Raw genomic sequence first — 17,956 nt, 5'->3', positions numbered from 1 at the left:
CTAGGACCGCAGGGACTTCACCAGGGGGCCGAGCAGACCGTCTTCGGCGGCGGCGTCGAGGGCGGTGCGCAGAGCACTGTCGTACGTCGGGCGCGCCCTGCTCCGCATCTCGCGGCCTTCGTCGGTGATCACGCTGTAGACACCGCGCCGGTCGTCGGGGCACAGGTCCCGGCGGGTCAGGCCGGACGACTCCAGACGCGAGGCGAGTCGGCTGACCGAACTCTGGTTGAGGCCGATCAGATCGGCGAGTTCCTGCATCCGCAGTTCGCCGTCCTCCGAATCCGCCAGACGAGCCAGCGCGCGGTACTCGGAGAGGCCGAGTCGGTGGTGCTGTTGCAGCGCCTTCGCCAGCTCCTGCTCGATGCGTGTGTGCAGTGCTCCGAACCGGTCCCAGTGCTCCGCGTCCATCGTTCCGCTCTCTTCTGTTCTCTTCTGGCAGCCGGCCTGTCCGGCTTTGCTCTCCGGCGTTCCGAGGCGTTTCCGACTGAACTCTTGACAGCAGCGTACATGCATCTGAAACTTATGTATGTGCATGCAAGGGATGCGCGCACATGGAAATTCGAGGGGGAGCGTCATGTCGTCGACGGATGTCGCGGAAGCGGGAAGCGTCCAAGGGATCCAGCGGATTGCGACCACGCCGGACTGGTATGAGCCGTACAAGATTTCACAGGCCATCAAGGCCGGCGGGCTGATCCACGTATCCGGTCAGGCGGGGATCGATGAGCAGGGGCGGACCGTCTCGGACGACTTCCTGGCCCAGGGCCGTCAGGCGTTCGCGAACGTCGAGCGGGTCCTCGCCGAGGCCGGGGCGTCGCTCGCCGATGTGGTGAAGGTCGGCATCTTCGTCACGGACATGGCCGCCAACCTCGCCCATGTCATCACCCTGCGCGAGGAGTTCCTGTCCGAGCCCTATCCCGCGGACACCTTGCTCGAAGTCTCGTCGCTGGCCCAGCCGGAGTGGCGAATAGAGGTCGAGGTCACCGCCCTCGCCCGCTGACGGCCGGGCGCTCATCCCCGCCGGCCGCCGGTCGCCCCACGCCGCGCTGCGCGACTCCGTCCCGGCCGGGCGCGCCTCGACCGGCCGACGCCTTTCGCCCGGCCCGGCACCGCGGCTCGACGCCGGGGGAGGTCCCGGCGCCTGCTGTCGCCGACACCGAAGGAACCCGGACCGGCCGGGCCTTGCCGAGCCACCGACTCAACGGCCCCACATGCCCCAGTAACGGCATCCACTGCGTCCACGGCATGCACCGCATCCACCGCGTCGTGTCACAGCTTGCCCGAGCCGCCCTGCCCACCCACCGGACGGCGACGCCAACGCCCGACTTCAACCCGCCAGATCGAGCAGGCCCCGTAGGGCTCCTTCTACGTCTCCTTTGGCTGCTTCGCTGCCTTCTCCGCCCGGGCAGGCTTGCCCCCGCGGCCGCACGAGCGCATCACCATCGATTCCTGTCGCACCCCGCCACACCAGAAGGAGGCACCCAGCAAAACACCGAACGACGCACGCACAGGGAGGAGCGCACAGAGCGGAGCACGCAGAGAGGAACGGACAGACCCAGCACCGGACTTCGACACACCACGTTCCGGGGTCTCCCGTCGTCCTGCCGTCCTTCACGACACGGCCCTTCACGACACGGCCTTTCGCGGAACAGTCCTACGACACACAGCCCCACGACACACAGCCCTACGCCGCGTCGCAACTCGCAACATCGCCCTTCGGCGCTGCGGACCAGGCGGTACCGGGCATCACCACGTCGACGAATACCACCTCGACAAATACGACCTCGACAAATACCGCCTCAAAGACGCACCGCCTCAAGGAACAGCGCCTCAAGGAATGTCGCCTGAAGGAGAACGTCGAGTTGGAGGAACACTGCTACACGGGACACCGCCGCAGACATCAGCGGCCTGCGCACACACCCGTGTGTCAGCAGCTGCCCAACCCAAATGCAACGCATGCGAGCCGGCGCGCCCGCGCTCTACACGCCGCAACTCAATGCACCAGCGGAAGCGTGGCCATCTCGGCGACGGTCCAGGTCAGGGGGCCGAGGACGAGCACGAGGGTTGTGACGCGGAGGGCTGTGGCGCGGTGGAGGACGAAGGCGGATGCGCCCAGCCGGCGCAGGGTCGCCGTGCTGCGGGCGCGGGCCGCCCGGGATTCGAGGGCGGAGCTCAACGCGCTGACGGTGACGCAGGCAAGGACGACCGCCGCGCCGATCGCGGTGAACGGACCGAGAGGACGGGAAGGAGCGGCTTGGTGCAGCACGCCGGCGGCGTAGACGCCGGAGGCGACCGCACAGAGGACGCCGAGGGGTCGCCCCAGCCGGTGCGACTCCTCCTGGAGGACGCGCCCGGACAGCAGGCGCAGTGCGCCGGGACGGCCTGCACACAGCAGTTGGCCGGACAGATAGACCAGGCCGGGGCCGGCCAGTACGAGACCGATGGCGGCGAGGGCCCAGCCGGCCAGGACGCCCGGCGGGCTGCCGATCAGCCGACCGGAGAGGGGCAGCAGTCCGCCGGCGGTGCCTGCGGCGGGGCTGGTGTACGCCTCGATGGCCAGACCCGCCGCGGCCAGGGCGACACCCCAGGGGAGACCTGAGGGGGCTTCGGTGGTCGAAGGAGTGTCGGTGTCGACGGCGCCCGCTTCGGTGCGGGGCCGGAGCGAGAAGGCGGTGGCCACGGCTGCGGTCAGCGGGATGACGGAGATCAACATGAGGGCGCCGATCCACGGCAGCGGGTGACCGGCGCCGAGCAGACCGGAGTCGATGGCGCGGGAGCCGGTGCCGGAGGCGGCGGTGCCAAGGTCGCCGCGGAGGGCGAGGAAGACGATGAGCGAGAGGAGGACGCCGAGGGCGCAGAAGAGGGCGGTGGAGGTTGCGGCGAGCAGGGTGAGCCGGAACGGGCCGAGGCCGGCGGCGGCCATGCCGCGCTGCAACCGGGCGGCCGGGTCCGTACGGGCCACGGACACCGCGAGTTGGGCGGTGGCGGCGAGCGGGGCGGCGCACCACAGGAGCCGGGCCAGGGAGTCGCCGGCCGTGGCGGGGTGGGCGGCGGCGTGGCCCAGGGCGGCCAGCACCAGGAAGCCGGTGCCGGCCGCGGCGGCGGTGACGAGGAGACGGCGCAGCAGGACGAGGGGGTGGGTGCCGCGGGCTAGACGGAGAGCGAGCACGCTGCCCTGCTTTCCTCATCGGAGGCGCCGGCGGTCTCGGGAACGGCGCCCGAGCGGTGGCCGTCCAGCAGCGCGATGGTCCGGTCGGCGAGGGCGGCGACCTTGGGGTCGTAGGTCGCCAGGACAACGGTGATGTGGTGCGAGCGGGCCGCGGTGGTCAGGGTGCGCAGTACCTGGGTGCCGTCGGCGCTGTGCAGGGGAGCCGTGGGTTCGTCGGCGAAGAGCACCTGCGGGGTGGTGACCAGGGCGCGGGCGATGGCGACGCGCTGGCGCTGGGACTGGTCGAGCCGGCCGGGGCGGCGGCGGGCGCACATGCCCACGTCGAGGCGTTCCAGCCACTCGATGGCGGTGTGCTTGGCCGCGCGGTGGCCGGCGCCGCGCAGCAGGAGCGGGAGGGCGGCGTTCTCCCAGGCGCTGAGTTCGGGGACGAGGTGGGGTTCGGTGTCGATCCAGCCGAACCGGTCGAGACGCAGCCGTTCGCGGCTGGGAGAGGAGAGGGTGTGGACGGGGGCGCCGTTGAACCAGATCTCGCCCTCGGTCGGGACGAGTTGTCCGGACAGACATTTGAGGAGCGTGGTCTTGCCGCTGCCGCGGGGGCCGGAGACGGCAAAGATCTCGCCCTCGCGGACATCGAGCGAGACATCGGTGAGGGCGACGGTGGCGCCGTGTGTGTGGTGCAGGCCGTGGGCCCGGAGAACGTCGTTGTCAGGCGGGGCCACCATCTGCACACCTCTCGCTTGTTTCGCTGCTCGCTTCCCCCGGCGGGGGGAACGACCACGGAGGGTATCGGTCACCAGCACGGTAAGGAATCGCATCCTCGGTCATTTGTGGCTCGGCAGCCACAACGGCCCAGATTCACTCGTATGGATGGGAACGAGCGAATCCAGGCCGTCGGATGTGCAGTTGTGCACTGGTGTTCAGTTGTTCAGCTGTCCCCTGGCGCACCAGGAGGTGACGCGATGATCAGAGCTTGGTCCACGCCTCGGTGAGGACGGAGCGCAGGATCTGCTCGATCTCGTCGAAGACCGGCTGGTCTGCGATCAGCGGCGGGGCCAGCTGGATGACCGGGTCGCCACGGTCGTCGGCGCGGCAGTAGAGGCCGTTGTCGTACAGGGCCTTGGAGAGGAAGCCGTAGAGGACGCGCTCGGTCTCCTCGTCGTTGAAGGACTCCTTGGTGGCCTTGTCCTTCACGAGCTCGATGCCGTAGAAGAAGCCGTTGCCGCGGACGTCGCCGACGATCGGCAGGTCGTGCAGCTTCTGCAGGGTGCTGAGGAAGTTGCCCTCGTTGTTGAGCACGTGCTGGTTGAGGCCCTCGCGCTCGAAGATGTCGAAGTTCGCGAGCGCCACGGCCGAGGAGACCGGGTGGCCACCGAAGGTGTAGCCGTGCAGGAAGGTGTTGTCTCCCTTGTAGAACGGCTCGGCGAGGCGGTCGGAGATGATGCAGGCGCCGATCGGGGAGTAGCCCGAGGTCATGCCCTTGGCGCAGGTGATCATGTCCGGGACGTAGTCGAACTTGTCACAGGCGAACATCGTGCCGAGGCGGCCGAAGGCGCAGATGACTTCGTCGGAGACGAGCAGCACGTCGTACTGGTCGCAGATCTCGCGGACCCGACGGAAGTAGCCGGGGGGCGGCGGGAAGCAGCCACCGGCGTTCTGCACCGGCTCCAGGAAGACCGCGGCGACGGTCTCCGGGCCCTCGAAGAGGATCTGCTGCTCGATCTGGTCGGCGGCCCAGCGGCCGAAGGCCTCGGGGTCGTCGCCGTGGATCGGGGCGCGGTAGATGTTGGTGTTCGGGACCTTGTGCGCGCCGGGGACCAGCGGCTCGAAGGGGGCCTTCAGGCCCGGCAGGCCGGTGATCGACAGGGCGCCCTGCGGGGTGCCGTGGTAGGCGACCGCACGGGATATGACCTTGTGCTTCATCGGCTTGCCGGTGAGCTTGAAGTACTGCTTGGCGAGCTTCCAGGCGGTCTCGACCGCCTCGCCGCCACCGGTGGTGAAGAAGACCTTGTTCAGGTCGCCCGGGGCGTAGTTCGCCAGGCGCTCGGCAAGCTCCACGGCCTTGGGGTGGGCGTAGGACCACACGGGGAAGAAGGCCAGCTCCTGGGCCTGCTTGTAGGCGGTCTCGGCGAGCTCGACCCGGCCATGGCCGGCGTTGACCACGAAGAGGCCGGCGAGGCCGTCGATGTAGCGCTTGCCCTTGTCGTCGTAGATGTTGGTGCCCTCGCCGCGCACGATCGTGGGCACGGGGGCGTTCTCGTACGACGACATGCGGGTGAAGTGCATCCACAGGTGGTCGTACGCCGTCTTGGAGAGGTCGGCGCTCATTGCTATCTCGTTCCCCAGGTGTAGGTCTGCTTCCGGAGCTTGAGGTACACGAAGCTCTCGGTGGATCGGACGCCGGGAAGCGTGCGGATCCGCTTGTTGATCATTTCCAGAAGGTGGTCGTCGTCCTCGCAGACGATCTCGATGATGAGATCGAAGGAGCCTGCCGTCATGACGACGTATTCGACCTCCTCCATGGTCGTCAGGGCGTCGGCCACGGGGTCGAGGTCGCCCTCGACGTTGATGCCGACCATTGCCTGCCGGCGGAGACCGACCGTGAGGGGGTCGGTGACCGCGACGATCTGCATCACGCCTTGGTCGAGCAGCTTCTGTACGCGCTGCCGCACTGCCGCCTCGGACAGGCCCACGGCCTTGCCGATCGCGGCGTACGGACGGCGCCCGTCCTCCTGGAGCTGCTCGATGATCGCCAGGGAGACGGAGTCGATCGACGGAGTGCCGTTTCTGTCACGAGTGGCCACGTCCTTCACTGTGCACGAGGTTCGACGGTATGGCAACCCCAAATCGATGAAATCAGTTGTTGATCGAGGAAGATTTCACTGATTTCGTTGTTCGAGCCGTGTGGGTGTGTTGAAAACGTGGCCCCCGCGGATAGTGTGGGGTCGCAACCACCGGACATCTGACATTGAAGGGGGCGCACAGTGACCACCGCACTGCGTCGTCTGCGCAACTACATCGACGGGGAGTTCCGGGACGCCGCCGACGGGCGGACCACGGAGGTGGTCAACCCGGCCACGGGCGAGCCGTACGCCACCGCCCCGCTCTCCGGCGCCGCGGACGTGGACGCGGCCATGGCGGCCGCGGAAGCCGCGTTCCCCGCCTGGCGCGACCTGATCCCGGCCGAGCGCCAGAAGGTCCTGCTCAAGATCGCCGACCGCTTCGAGGAGCGCGCCGAGGAGCTGATCGCCGCCGAGTCCGAGAACTGCGGCAAACCGATCGCCCTGGTCCGCTCCGAGGAGATCCCGCCGATGGTGGACCAGATCCGCTTCTTCGCGGGTGCCGCCCGGATGCTCGAAGGCCGCTCGGCCGGCGAGTACATGGACGGCTTCACCTCCATCATCCGTCGTGAGCCGGTGGGTGTCTGCGCCCAGGTCGCGCCCTGGAACTACCCGATGATGATGGCCGTGTGGAAGTTCGCCCCGGCGCTCGCCGCGGGCAACACCGTGGTCATCAAGCCCTCCGACACCACCCCCGCCTCGACGGTGCTGATCGCCGAGATCATCGGTGGCGTCCTGGACGAACTGGGCCACTCCCGCGGCGTGTTCAACGTCATCTGCGGCGACCGGGAGACCGGCCGCCTGATGGTCGAGCACAAGGTCCCGGCGATGGCCTCGATCACCGGCTCGGTGCGCGCCGGCATGCAGGTCGCCGAGTCCGCGTCCAAGGACCTCAAGCGGGTCCACCTGGAGCTCGGCGGCAAGGCCCCGGTCGTGGTCTTCGAGGACACCGACATCGCCAAGGCCGTCGAGGACATCGCCACCGCCGGCTACTTCAACGCCGGCCAGGACTGTACGGCCGCCACCCGTGTGCTCGTCCAGGAGTCCATCCACGACGAGTTCGTCGCCGCGCTGGCCAAGGCCGCCTCGGAGACCAAGACCGGTGCGATCGACGACGAGGACGTGCTCTACGGCCCGCTGAACAACGCCAACCAGCTCAAGCAGGTCAAGGGCTTCATCGAGCGGCTGCCCGCGCACGCCAAGATCGAGGCCGGCGGCGAACAGGTCGGCGAGAAGGGCTACTTCTTCGCCCCGACCGTCGTCTCGGGCCTGAAGCAGGACGACGAGATCGTCCAGAACGAGGTCTTCGGCCCGGTCATCACCGTGCAGTCCTTCGCCGACGAGAAGCAGGCGGTGGAGTGGGCCAACGGTGTCGAGTACGCCCTGGCCTCCTCGGTGTGGACCAAGGACCACGCCCGCGCGATGCGGATGTCCAAGGCCCTCGACTTCGGCTGCGTGTGGATCAACACCCACATCCCGCTGGTCGCCGAGATGCCGCACGGCGGCTTCAAGAAGTCCGGCTACGGCAAGGACCTGTCCGCCTACGGTTTCGACGACTACACCCGGATCAAGCACGTGATGACCTCGCTGGGCGGCTGAGTCGACCGGCACCCACCGGGGGATCCCCACCGTCGAGCGGCACGGAACGCTCGACACACCGTCGCGGGCGGAGGCCCGGCAATGGACGCTCTGTCTCTTGCCGCCTCCGCCCGCGGCACGTGAGAGTGCTCGCCATGGCTGATCTTTCGCGGCGTTCGCTGCTTCGGGGCATGGGCGGAATCGGTGTGACCGGGGCGCTGGCCGCCATGACGGGATGCGGGGTGCCGCCGGCGTACGTCGAGGCCGCCGACCGCGAGGCCCCGGACCGCTCCGCCCGCGAGCGCAGGCTGGTCTTCGCCAACTGGCCGCTCTACATCGACGTCGACGACCACGACCCGCAGCGCCGCCCCACGCTGGACGCGTTCCAGAAGCGCACCGGGATCTCCGTGACGTACACCGAGGAGATCAACGACAACGACGAGTTCTTCGGGAAGATCAGCCCCGCGCTGATGAACCACCAGGCCACTGGGCGCGACCTGGTCGTCATCAGCGACTGGATGTGCGCCCGGTACGTCCGGCTGGGTTGGGTCGAGACGATGGACCGCGCGGCCCAGCCGAACGTCGCCCGGTACCTCGATCCGCTGCTGCGCGATCCGCACTTCGACCCCGGCCGCACGCACTCGGTGCCCTGGCAGTCGGGGATCACCGGCATCGCCTACAACCGCAAGAAGCTGGGTCGGGAGATCAAGCACACCTCCGACCTGTGGAGGGACGACCTGCGCGGCCGGGTCACCCTGCTGTCGGGGATGGACGAGGCGTTCGCCATGCTGCTCCAGGGCAACGGCGTGGACATCACCCGCTGGACCGCCGCCGACTTCCACCGGATGATCGACCAGGTGCGCGCCCTGGTCCACAAGGGCCACATCCGCCGGTTCACCGGCAACGACTACATCAAGGACCTGGACTCCGGCGATGTGCTCGCCGCGCAGGCGTACTCCGGCGATGTGATCCAGCTGAAGGCGGACAACCCGGACATCGAGTTCGTGGTCCCCGAGGAGGGTGCGGAGCTGTGGGCGGAGAGCATGATGATCCCCAACCTCGCGGCCCACAAGCGGAACGCCGAGCGGCTGATCGACTACTACTACCAGCCGGAGGTCGCCGCCGAACTGGCCGCGTGGGTCAACTACGTCTGCCCGGTGCCGGCCGCGCGTGAGGTGCTCGCCTCGTCCAAGGACAAGGAAAAGGCCCAACTGGCCGCGGATCCACTGATCTTCCCCAACGAGGCGATGCGCAAGCGGCTGGCCATCGCGCGGGACGTCACGGCCAAGGAGCGGCCCGAGTTCGCCAAGGAGTGGAACGGGATCGTGGGGCTGTAGCGGCTGTAGCGGCTGTAGCGGCTGTAGCGGCTGGTGGGGGCCGTGGTCGGGGTGGGGCGGTGGTCGAGGTGATCAACTGGCCTGCCAGACTTGGCGGTTATGTCGATCTCTGCGATGCAGTCGAAGCTCCCGGAGTCGTTCGGGCTGTCCGGGCTGTCCGGGCTGTCCGGGCCGTGTGGGGCGTCCGAGTCGTGCGCGTCGTCCGGGGGCCGGATATCGCCGGCCGTGACCCTGGGGCTGTTCGCCGCCTGGGCGTTGCACGACTCCGAGGAGGTGGCCTTCGGGCCGCGCTGGGTGCGGGAGAACGTACCGGCGCTGCGCAGGCGGTTCCCGCAGGTGCCCGAGCGCGTCTGGCGGGCCGTGGAGGGCGTCACCGAGCGGGAGTTCGCCGTCGCGGTGACGGTGATGGCGGGCATCGTGGCCGCGGCGGCGGCCAGTGGGTACCGCACCGGCGGCCGGTCCGCGTTCTTCCAGGCCACGCTGGACGGCTTCGGGCTGCACGGTCTGATGCACCTCGCGCAGGCCGCCGTGGTCCGCGGCTACACGCCCGGGGTCGCCACCTCGCCGGTGCTCGTGATCCCGTTCACGCTCTGGGCCCGCGGTCGGCTGCGGCGGGCCGGTCGGCTGCGGCTGACGACCCCGGGCAGCGCGGTACGGGGGATCGCCGCCGCGGCCGCCGCCACCGTCGTCTCGCACACCGTGGCGCGGCGACTGGTCACGGAGTGAGGGCGGCCGGGGGCGGTCCGGCCCGCGGTGGGGCAGGTGCGCGGCTGAGCCACCGTCGCCGCCGAACATAGGCCGACCGCCGACCGCCGACCGCCGACCGCCGACCGCCGACCGCCGACCGCCGACCGAAACCCGCCGACCGGCACTCGCCAACCGGCAAGTGGAAAGCGGGAGTTCCCGTTCCGAGGCGGTGCGTGCCGCGGGCGGCCGCCACTCAGCCACCCGGGTTGTCGCCCAGTCACCCGGCCGCCCCGGCCGCCGCCCGGCTGTCCCGGTCGCCCCGGATGCCGGTGGTTTCGGTCTCCTTCCGGGGGCGGCCGGAGGCCGGTCAGGCGCGCCAGCCCGCCGCGTAGGCGTCGATCTCGGCCGCCAGCCGCGCCTTGGCCAGGTCGTCCATGAACGACGCGGTGACCGCGTTCTTGGCGAGGGCGGCGACCCCCGCGGCGTCCAGGCCCAGCAGACGGGCGGCGACGGCGTATTCGGTGTTGAGGTCGGTGCCGAACATCGGAGGGTCGTCGCTGTTGATGGTGACCAGGACGCCGGCGTCGACCATCTCCTTGATCGGGTGCTCCTCCAGGGTGCGCACCGCGCGGGTGGCGATGTTGGAGGTCGGGCAGACCTCCAACGGGATGCGGTGCTCGGCGAGATGGGCCAGCAGCTTCGGGTCCTGGGTGGCGCTGGTGCCGTGGCCGATCCGCTCGGCGCGCAGGGAGGTCAGGGCGTCCCAGATGGTGCCGGGGCCGGTGGTCTCGCCGGCGTGCGGGACGGAGCGCAGCCCGGCGGCGATGGCCCGGTCGAAGTACGGCTTGAACTGGGGCCGCGGGACGCCGATCTCGGGGCCGCCCAGCCCGAACGAGACCAGGCCCTCGGGCTGCAGCTCACAGGCGATCCGGGCGGTCTCCTCGGCGGCCTCCAGGCCCGCCTCGCCGGGGATGTCGAAGCACCAGCGCAGCACCACGCCCAGCTCGGACTCGGCCGCCTTCCGGGCGTCCTCGATGGCCTCGATGAAGGCGGCGTCCGGGATGCCGCGGCGGACCGAGCTGAACGGCGTGATGGTGAGCTCGGCGTAGCGGATCTGCTGGCGGGCCATGTCGCGGGCGACCTCGTACGTCAGCAGCCGGACGTCCTCGGCGTCGCGGATCAGGTCCACGACGGAGAGGTAGACCTCGATGAAGTGGGCGAAGTCGCGGAAGGTGAAGTAGTCGGCGAGCGCCTCGGGGTCGCTGGGCACCGCGGAGTCGGGGTGCCGGGCGGCCAGCGCGGAGACGATCCGCGGCGAGGCCGAGCCGACGTGGTGGACGTGCAGCTCCGCCTTGGGCAGGCCCGCGATGAAGGTGTCGAGGTCGGACAACGGTTCCTCCTGGGTGAGGGTGCGCGGGGGTGGGGTGCGCGGGGCGGACGATGCGGTGTGGTCATCGTAGGGCGGGGGCCCGGACGGTCGTGGGGCCGGTGGGGGAGCCCCGTGCGGGGAGCTCGGCCCGGCCGCGGCGACCCGTGCCGGCCCGCCGCCGTGCCTCACCCCTGGACAGCCCGGCCGGCGTCCCCCTCCGACAGCTGCTGGCGGGCCTCCATCAGGGCGAAGCCCAGGAGGTTCAGTCCGCGCCAGCGTGCCGGATCCGCGGCGCGGTCGTCGTCGGCGGCCATGCCGATGCCCCATATCCGGTCCACGGGGCTGGCCTCCACCAGAACGCGGGAGCCGGTGCCCAGCAGGAACTCCCGCAGCTCCGGATCCTGGCCGAATTTGTGCCGACTGCCCTCGACGATCAGGTCGAAGCGGTGCTGCCGCCAGACCTCCTCGTCGAAGCCGCGGACCGTTCGCCCGGCGTCCTTGGCCTGCTTGGGGTGGGTGGCGGCGAGGGCCCGGCGCTCGGCGTCCGCGTCGTCGAACAGCCGGGCCTTGCCGGCCATCATCCAGTGCTCGGCGGTGGCGTAGCGGACGTCGTCGACGGTGAAGGGGGAGGGCCACCACTGGCTGAAACAGCTCGCTCCGATGCCGCCGCCGCGGGGCGGACGATGCCCCCAGAAGTGGACGTACTTGACCCGCTGGCCGGTGGCGGTCAGTGCGATCAGCTCCGTCACCGAGCGCGGTCCGTCGGCGGCGCGAGCGGCGGTGGTCCCCGTGTTGTCGTGCATCATGCCGGGATTCTGTCAGCGGGCACTGACAACGTGTCGGGGGCCCGGGCCACTGAATTCGCAGAATTCGTTGCGTAACCAAAAGGCAACAACGGAATCACTTGTTGGTCGCCTTCTGCTCTGTCAGGATCGGCCATCGATTCCGGTAATAGCTACGCCTGGTAGTGCCCTGAGCGGCCCCGGCGCCCGGCGGAGGAGAGCACCATGGACCAGCGATCCGAAGTGACCGAACGATTCGCCGAGGGCGCGCAATTCATCGCCGGGAGTCTTCGGAGCGGCACCTCCGACCGCACCCAGGACGTCGTCGACCCGGCCACCGGCGAGACCGTCCTGCGGTACGAACTCGCAGGTACCGGCGATGTGGACGCCGCGGTGGCGGCTGCCGCGCGGGCCTTCCCGGCCTGGGCCGGGGCGACGCCCGGTGAGCGTTCCGACACCCTGCACCACTTCGCCGCGGCGCTCGCCGAGGACGCCGCGGACCTCGCCGCCGCCGAATCCCTGAACTGCGGAAAGCCCATCAAGCTCAGCAAGGAGTTCGACGTCCCGGGCACGATCGACAACGCCGCGTTCTTCGCCGGCGCCGCCCGCCATCTGGAGGGCAAGGCGGCCGCGGAATACAGCGGCGACCACACCTCGATGATCCGCCGGGAACCGGTCGGCGTGGTGGGTTCCATCGCGCCCTGGAACTACCCGCTCCAGATGGCCGCCTGGAAGGTGCTGCCGGCCATCGCCGCGGGCAACACCATCGTCCTCAAGCCCGCCGAGATCACCCCGCTGACCTCGCTGCTGTTCGCGCGGGCCGCGCAGCGCGCCGGGCTTCCCGACGGCGTCCTCAACATCGTCTCCGGCGCCGGCCGGGACGCCGGTGAGCACCTGGTGGGCCACCCCGACGTCGCCATGACCTCCTTCACCGGTTCCACCGCCGTCGGCAAGCGGGTCGCCGAGATCGCCACCGGCACCGTCAAGCGGCTCCACCTGGAACTCGGCGGCAAGGCCCCGTTCGTGGTCTTCGACGACGCCGACCTGGAGGCCGCGGTCCACGGGGCGGTCGCCGGCGCCCTGATCAATACGGGCCAGGACTGCACCGCGGCCACCCGCGCCTACGTCCAGCGTCCGCTCTACGACGCGTTCGTCAGCGGCGTGGCGGACCTGATGGCGACCGTGCGGCTGGGCGACCCGTTCGACCCGTCCACCGACCTCGGGCCCCTGATCTCGCACGCCCAGCGGGACCGGGTGGCCGGGTTCGTCGAGCGGGCCCGCGGCTACGCCACCGTGGTCACCGGCGGCGGGGCGCCCCAGGGGGAGCTGGCCAAGGGCGCCTACTACCGGCCGACGCTGATCGCCGGCGCCGCCCAGGACAGCGAGATCGTCCAGTCCGAGATCTTCGGCCCGGTGCTGGTCGTGCTGCCCTTCGACAGCGACGACGAGGGCCTGGCGCTGGCCAACGACACCCCCTACGGGCTGGCCGCGTCCGCCTGGAGCCGGGACGTCTACCGCACCGGCCGGGCCACCCGCGAGCTCAACGCCGGCTGCGTCTGGATCAACGACCACATCCCGATCATCAGCGAGATGCCGCACGGCGGTGCCAAGGCGTCCGGCTTCGGCAAGGACATGTCGGCGTACTCCTTCGAGGAATACACGCAGGTCAAGCACGTGATGTATGACATCACCGGGGTCGCCAGGAAGGACTGGCACCGGACGATCTTCGGGGACCGCGGCTGACCCCGCCCGAGGGGGCGCCCCTCCCGCGGGCGTCCCACCCGCCCGCGGCCGGGGCCGCGCACCACCGTCACCACCGGCCGCACGCCGGGCACACCCCTGAAAGGCCACGCGCATGGAGCACCACGAGCAGCCCGCCCCCGCGGCACCATCGGCCCCCCACGCCCCCTTCTCGACGGCCGAGCTCACCGCCCTGCGCCGCAGCCTGACCACCGGCCGGCTCGCCATGACCCGCCGCTCGCTGCTCCGGGCCGGCGGGGCCCTGGCGGCCGTGGTCGGCGGCTCGGCGGCCCTGTCGGCCTGCGGCATCGCCCCCGCCGGCCGCACCGACGCGGCACTGACCGCGGACCACTCCACGGCGGAGAAGCGGCTGAACTTCTCCAACTGGACCGAGTACATGGACGTCAGCGACGACGGCAGGCGCCACCCCACGCTGGATGCCTTCCAGCGGCGCACCGGCATCGCCGTGACGTACACCGAGGACATCAACGACAACGACGAGTTCTTCGGCAAGATCCAGGCGCAGCTCGCCAACGGCCAGGACACCGGGCGCGACCTGATCGTCCTCACCGACTGGATGTGCGCCCGGATGATCTCGCTGGGCTGGATCCAGCCGCTCGACGCGGACCGCCTGCCGCACGCCCGGGCCAACCTCGCGGCGCAGTTCCGCAACCCCACCTGGGACCCGGGCCGCAAGCACTCCTACGTCTGGCAGAGCATCCCCGCGATCATCGCCTACAACGCCAGGGCCACCGGCGGTCGGAGCGTCGACTCGATCAGTCAGCTGCTGGAGGACCCGCAGCTCAAGGGGCGGGTCGGCTTCCTCTCCGAGATGCGCGACACCGTCGGGCTGACCCTGCTCGACATGGGCAAACGGCCCGAGGACGTCACCGCCGACGACTACGACGCCGCGCTCGCCCGCCTCCAGAAGGGCGTCGACTCCCAGCAGATCCGCCGCTTCACCGGCAACGACTACACCAACGACCTGGACAAGGGCGACCTCGCCGCGTGCGTCGCCTGGTCCGGGGACGTCGTCCAACTGCAGAGCGACAACCCCGACATCCGCTACGCCGTCCCCAAGGCCGGCTACATGACCTCCACCGACAACTTGATGGTGCCCAGCAAAGCCCGCCACAAGGGGAACGCCGAACGGCTCATCGACTACTTCTACGAGCCGAAGGTGGCGGCCCGGCTCGCCGCGTACATCAACTACGCCTGCCCCGTCGACGGGGTGCGCGCGGAACTCGCCAGGATCGACCGGAAGTTGGCGGAGAACCCGCTGATCCTGCCGGACGAGGAGATGACTGCCCGGTCGCACTCCTTCCGCGCCCTGAACCCTCAGGAGAACAGGGTGTTCAACCAGAAGTTCTCCGACCTCACCGGTGCCTGAGCCGGTCCCGACGGCGCCCGGCCGCACACCGGGCCCGCCCGAGCCGTTCTGCCCCCTTACGACCCACGGGACGACCCATATGACCACCACCTCGACCCCCCAGAGCAGCAGCGGCGGCGACGTCCGCCTGCACCGGATCAGCAAAACCTACGGCTCCTTCACCGCCGTCCACCCGCTCGACCTCACCATCCCCGCCGGGTCCTTCTTCGCGCTGCTGGGCGCCTCCGGCTGCGGCAAGACCACCACCCTGCGCATGATCGCCGGCCTGGAGGAGCCCACCACCGGGACGGTCGAACTCGCCGGCCAGGACGTCACCGCCCTGCCGCCCTACAAGCGCCAGGTCAACACCGTCTTCCAGAACTACGCGCTCTTCCCGCACCTGGACATCTACGAGAACGTCGCCTTCGGGCTGCGCCGCCGCGGCATCAAGTCCGTCAAGAAGCAGGTCGAGGAGATGCTCGACCTGGTCCAGCTCGGCCCGATGGCGCGCCGCAAGCCGCAGCAGCTCTCCGGCGGCCAGCAGCAGCGGGTCGCGGTCGCCCGCGCGCTGATCAACCACCCCGAGGTGCTGCTGCTGGACGAACCGCTGGGCGCCCTCGACCTCAAGCTGCGCCGCCAGATGCAGCTGGAGCTCAAGCGTATCCAGACCGAGGTCGGCATCACCTTCGTGCACGTCACCCACGACCAGGAGGAGGCCATGACGATGGCCGACACCGTGGCCGTGATGAACGGCGGCCGGGTCGAACAGCTCGGCGCCCCCGCCGAGTTGTACGAGAACCCCGCCACCACCTTCGTCGCCAACTTCCTGGGCACCTCCAACCTCATCGAGGCCGAGGTCACCGAGGCCGGCGGCACGGAACTCGTCCTGACGGCCGGCGGCGCCACGCTCCGGCTTCCCACCCGGCGATGTAGCACCCCGGCCCGCAAGGGCGACAAGGTGCTGGCCGGCTTCCGCCCGGAGAAGGTCGTCCTGGCGCACGCCGACGACGCCGCGGCGATCCCCGAGGGGCACAACCGGATGGCCGGCCGCGTGAAGCTCGCCAGCTTCATCGGCGTCTCCACCCAGTACGTCGTGGACGTCCCCGGCGTCGGTGAACTCTCCGTCTACGAGCAGAACATCGGGCGGGACGGCCGCCTGGTCCCCGGCGCCGACATCGTCCTGCACTGGGAGCCGGAGCACACCTTCGGGCTCGACGCGGCACAGGACATCCAGGCGGGCGCGGACCTCGACGAGGAGGCCGCATGACCGCCACCGCCACCCCCGCACCACCGGACGAGCAGACCGGCGACGAGGCGCTGCCGATCCGCAGGACGCCCACCCGCAAGCGCCTGGTCCCCTACTGGCTGCTGCTCCCCGGCATCCTCTGGCTGGTCGTCTTCTTCGCCGCCCCGCTCGTCTACCAGGCGTCGACCTCCCTCCAGACCGGCTCCCTCGAAGAGGGCTTCAAGGTCACCTGGCACTTCGCCACCTACTGGGACGCGCTGGCCGAATACTGGCCGCAGTTCGTCCGCTCGGTCGGCTACGCGGCGATCGCCACCGTGCTCTGCCTGCTGCTCGGCTACCCCCTGGCGTATCTGATCGCCTTCAAGGCGGGCCGCTGGCGCAACCTCGTGATGATCCTCGTCATCGCCCCGTTCTTCACCAGCTTCCTGATCCGCACCCTGGCCTGGAAGACGATCCTGGCCGACGGCGGCCCAGTGGTCGGCGCGCTCAACGCGCTGCACCTCCTGGACGTCACCAGTGCCCTCGGCATCACCGAAGGGCACCGGGTACTGGCCACCCCGCTGGCCGTGGTCTGCGGTCTGACCTACAACTTCCTGCCGTTCATGGTGCTGCCCCTGTACACCTCGCTGGAGCGCATCGACCCTCGGCTGCACGAGGCCGCCGGCGACCTCTACGCCCGCCCGGCCACCACCTTCCGCCGGGTCACCTTCCCGCTGTCCATGCCCGGCGTCGTCGCCGGCACCCTGCTGACCTTCATCCCGGCCGCCGGCGACTACATCAACGCCGAGTTGCTGGGATCCACCGACCAGAAGATGATCGGCAACGTCATCCAGTCGCAGTTCCTGCGGGTTCTGGACTACCCGACCGCCGCCGCGCTCTCCTTCATCCTCATGGCGGCCATCCTCGCCATGGTCACGATCTACATCCGCAAGTCCGGGACGGAGGATCTGGTCTGATGGCGGCAACCGACACCCCCGCGAAGGACCCGGCCGCAACCACGGCCACCGCCCCGGCGCCCCGGCGCACCTCCGGCAAGGGCCTGCGCTGGCTGCGCCGCAACCTCGTCACCCTGGCGGGACTGGCCACGCTGGCCTACCTGGTCCTGCCCAACGTCGTGGTGATGGTCTTCTCCTTCAACAAGCCCAACGGGCGCTTCAACTACCAGTGGACGCGGTTCTCCACCGACGCCTGGACCGATCCGTGCGGCGTCGCCGACATGTGCGGCTCGCTCGGGCTGAGCCTGGAGATAGCCGTCTGGGCCACCGTCGGTGCGACCGTCCTCGGCACCATGATCGCGTTCGCGCTGGCCCGCTACCGCTTCCGGGCCCGCGCGGCCGTCAACACCCTGATCTTCCTGCCGATGGCGATGCCCGAGGTCGTCATGGCCGCCTCCCTGGCGACCCTCTTCCTCAACATGGGCATCCAGTTCGGCTTCTGGACGATCCTGATCGCGCACATCATGTTCTGCCTGAGCTTCGTCGTCACCGCCGTCAAGGCCCGCGTGATGAGCATGGACCCGCGGCTCGAACAGGCCGCCCAGGACCTCTACGCCACACCGGTGCAGACCTTCCTGCGGGTGACGCTGCCGATCGCCGCGCCCGGCATCGCCGCCGGCGCGCTGCTCTCCTTCGCGCTCTCCTTCGACGACTTCATCATCACGAACTTCAACGCCGGCTCCACCGTGACCTTCCCCATGTTCGTCTGGGGATCGGCACAGCGGGGCACACCCGTTCAAATCAATGTCATCGGTACGGCGATGTTCCTGGTCGCCGTGCTCTGCGTGTTCGCCGGCCAACTGGCCGGGAACCGACGTAAGCGCAGTAAACGCAGCTAGAGGAGCTGAGA

16 protein-coding genes are annotated in these 17,956 nt (G+C 69.9%); 9 read left to right on the top strand and 7 right to left on the bottom strand.

Annotated features, from left to right (window positions below; genetic code table 11):
* Complete coding sequence (locus SNOUR_RS12770; RefSeq protein ID WP_039632353.1) at positions 1–408, bottom strand: MarR family winged helix-turn-helix transcriptional regulator; 408 nt, start codon at positions 406–408, stop codon at positions 1–3.
* A gap of 166 nt (positions 409–574) precedes the next feature.
* Between SNOUR_RS12770 and SNOUR_RS12765 the strand changes: the two genes are divergently transcribed.
* A complete protein-coding gene (locus SNOUR_RS12765; RefSeq protein ID WP_067346587.1) occupies positions 575–997 on the top strand; it encodes a RidA family protein in 423 nt (140 codons plus the stop codon).
* Between the two features lie 993 nt (positions 998–1,990).
* On the opposite strand, the gene SNOUR_RS12760 is transcribed toward SNOUR_RS12765, so the two are convergent.
* The 4 genes from SNOUR_RS12760 to SNOUR_RS12745 form a co-directional block, all read right to left on the bottom strand.
* Positions 1,991–3,166, bottom strand: a complete 1,176-nt coding sequence (locus SNOUR_RS12760; protein ID WP_067346585.1) for a hypothetical protein — start codon at positions 3,164–3,166, stop codon at positions 1,991–1,993.
* Entirely contained in the window at positions 3,148–3,888 is a 741-nt protein-coding gene (locus tag SNOUR_RS12755) for an ABC transporter ATP-binding protein (RefSeq protein WP_067346584.1), read from the bottom strand. Before SNOUR_RS12755 ends, SNOUR_RS12760 begins: the two co-directional genes overlap by 19 nt.
* A gap of 241 nt (positions 3,889–4,129) precedes the next feature.
* Positions 4,130–5,491, bottom strand: a complete 1,362-nt coding sequence (locus SNOUR_RS12750; protein ID WP_067346582.1) for an aspartate aminotransferase family protein — start codon at positions 5,489–5,491, stop codon at positions 4,130–4,132.
* Positions 5,492–5,493: 2 nt separating this feature from the next.
* The gene (locus SNOUR_RS12745) at positions 5,494–5,967 is read right to left on the bottom strand and encodes an Lrp/AsnC family transcriptional regulator (RefSeq protein ID WP_039640768.1); all 474 of its coding nucleotides are present in this window, start codon (positions 5,965–5,967) and stop codon (positions 5,494–5,496) included.
* Between the two features lie 180 nt (positions 5,968–6,147).
* Between SNOUR_RS12745 and SNOUR_RS12740 the strand changes: the two genes are divergently transcribed.
* From SNOUR_RS12740 to SNOUR_RS12730, 3 genes are all read left to right on the top strand, one after another.
* Positions 6,148–7,602 carry a gamma-aminobutyraldehyde dehydrogenase gene (locus SNOUR_RS12740; RefSeq protein ID WP_067346580.1) on the top strand — a complete coding sequence of 485 codons (1,455 nt, stop codon included), beginning with the start codon at positions 6,148–6,150 and terminating at the stop codon, positions 7,600–7,602.
* A gap of 134 nt (positions 7,603–7,736) precedes the next feature.
* Positions 7,737–8,918 carry a polyamine ABC transporter substrate-binding protein gene (locus tag SNOUR_RS12735; RefSeq protein ID WP_067346578.1) on the top strand — a complete coding sequence of 394 codons (1,182 nt, stop codon included), beginning with the start codon at positions 7,737–7,739 and terminating at the stop codon, positions 8,916–8,918.
* Positions 8,919–9,017: 99 nt separating this feature from the next.
* Positions 9,018–9,644, top strand: a complete 627-nt coding sequence (locus SNOUR_RS12730; RefSeq protein ID WP_079142569.1) for an HXXEE domain-containing protein — start codon at positions 9,018–9,020, stop codon at positions 9,642–9,644.
* A 328-nt stretch (positions 9,645–9,972) separates the two neighbouring features.
* Here SNOUR_RS12730 and SNOUR_RS12725 read toward each other — a convergent pair whose 3' ends face one another.
* Both SNOUR_RS12725 and ybiA read right to left on the bottom strand, forming a co-directional pair.
* On the bottom strand, positions 9,973–10,995 hold the full coding sequence (locus tag SNOUR_RS12725; protein WP_067346576.1) for an adenosine deaminase: 1,023 nt from the start codon (positions 10,993–10,995) through the stop codon (positions 9,973–9,975).
* 164 nt (positions 10,996–11,159) lie between these two features.
* Positions 11,160–11,780: a riboflavin biosynthesis intermediates N-glycosidase gene (gene ybiA / locus SNOUR_RS12720; RefSeq protein ID WP_067346574.1), complete on the bottom strand. Its 621-nt coding sequence runs from the start codon at positions 11,778–11,780 to the stop codon at positions 11,160–11,162.
* A gap of 201 nt (positions 11,781–11,981) precedes the next feature.
* On the opposite strand from ybiA, the gene SNOUR_RS12715 reads away from it, so the two are divergent.
* The 5 genes from SNOUR_RS12715 to SNOUR_RS12695 all read left to right on the top strand — a co-directional run bounded on the left by SNOUR_RS12715 (position 11,982) and on the right by SNOUR_RS12695 (position 17,945).
* A complete protein-coding gene (locus tag SNOUR_RS12715; RefSeq protein WP_067346573.1) occupies positions 11,982–13,499 on the top strand; it encodes a gamma-aminobutyraldehyde dehydrogenase in 1,518 nt (505 codons plus the stop codon).
* 112 nt (positions 13,500–13,611) lie between these two features.
* Positions 13,612–14,886 (top strand): ABC transporter substrate-binding protein, encoded by a 1,275-nt coding sequence (locus SNOUR_RS12710; RefSeq protein ID WP_067346571.1) that lies wholly within the window; start codon positions 13,612–13,614, stop codon positions 14,884–14,886.
* A gap of 79 nt (positions 14,887–14,965) precedes the next feature.
* Positions 14,966–16,132 carry an ABC transporter ATP-binding protein gene (locus SNOUR_RS12705; RefSeq protein ID WP_067346569.1) on the top strand — a complete coding sequence of 389 codons (1,167 nt, stop codon included), beginning with the start codon at positions 14,966–14,968 and terminating at the stop codon, positions 16,130–16,132.
* Positions 16,129–17,067 (top strand): ABC transporter permease, encoded by a 939-nt coding sequence (locus SNOUR_RS12700; protein WP_067346568.1) that lies wholly within the window; start codon positions 16,129–16,131, stop codon positions 17,065–17,067. The genes SNOUR_RS12705 and SNOUR_RS12700 overlap by 4 nt, the downstream gene beginning before the upstream one ends.
* The gene (locus SNOUR_RS12695; RefSeq protein ID WP_067346566.1) at positions 17,067–17,945 is read left to right on the top strand and encodes an ABC transporter permease; all 879 of its coding nucleotides are present in this window, start codon (positions 17,067–17,069) and stop codon (positions 17,943–17,945) included. Before SNOUR_RS12700 ends, SNOUR_RS12695 begins: the two co-directional genes overlap by 1 nt.
* Positions 17,946–17,956 lie beyond the last annotated feature (11 nt).

Origin of the sequence: Streptomyces noursei ATCC 11455 (genome assembly GCF_001704275.1) — a bacterium.
Lineage (GTDB): Bacteria > Actinomycetota > Actinomycetes > Streptomycetales > Streptomycetaceae > Streptomyces > Streptomyces noursei.
The sequence above is the reverse complement of the archived record's forward strand: the minus strand, read 5'-3'. Positions and strand labels throughout refer to the sequence as shown.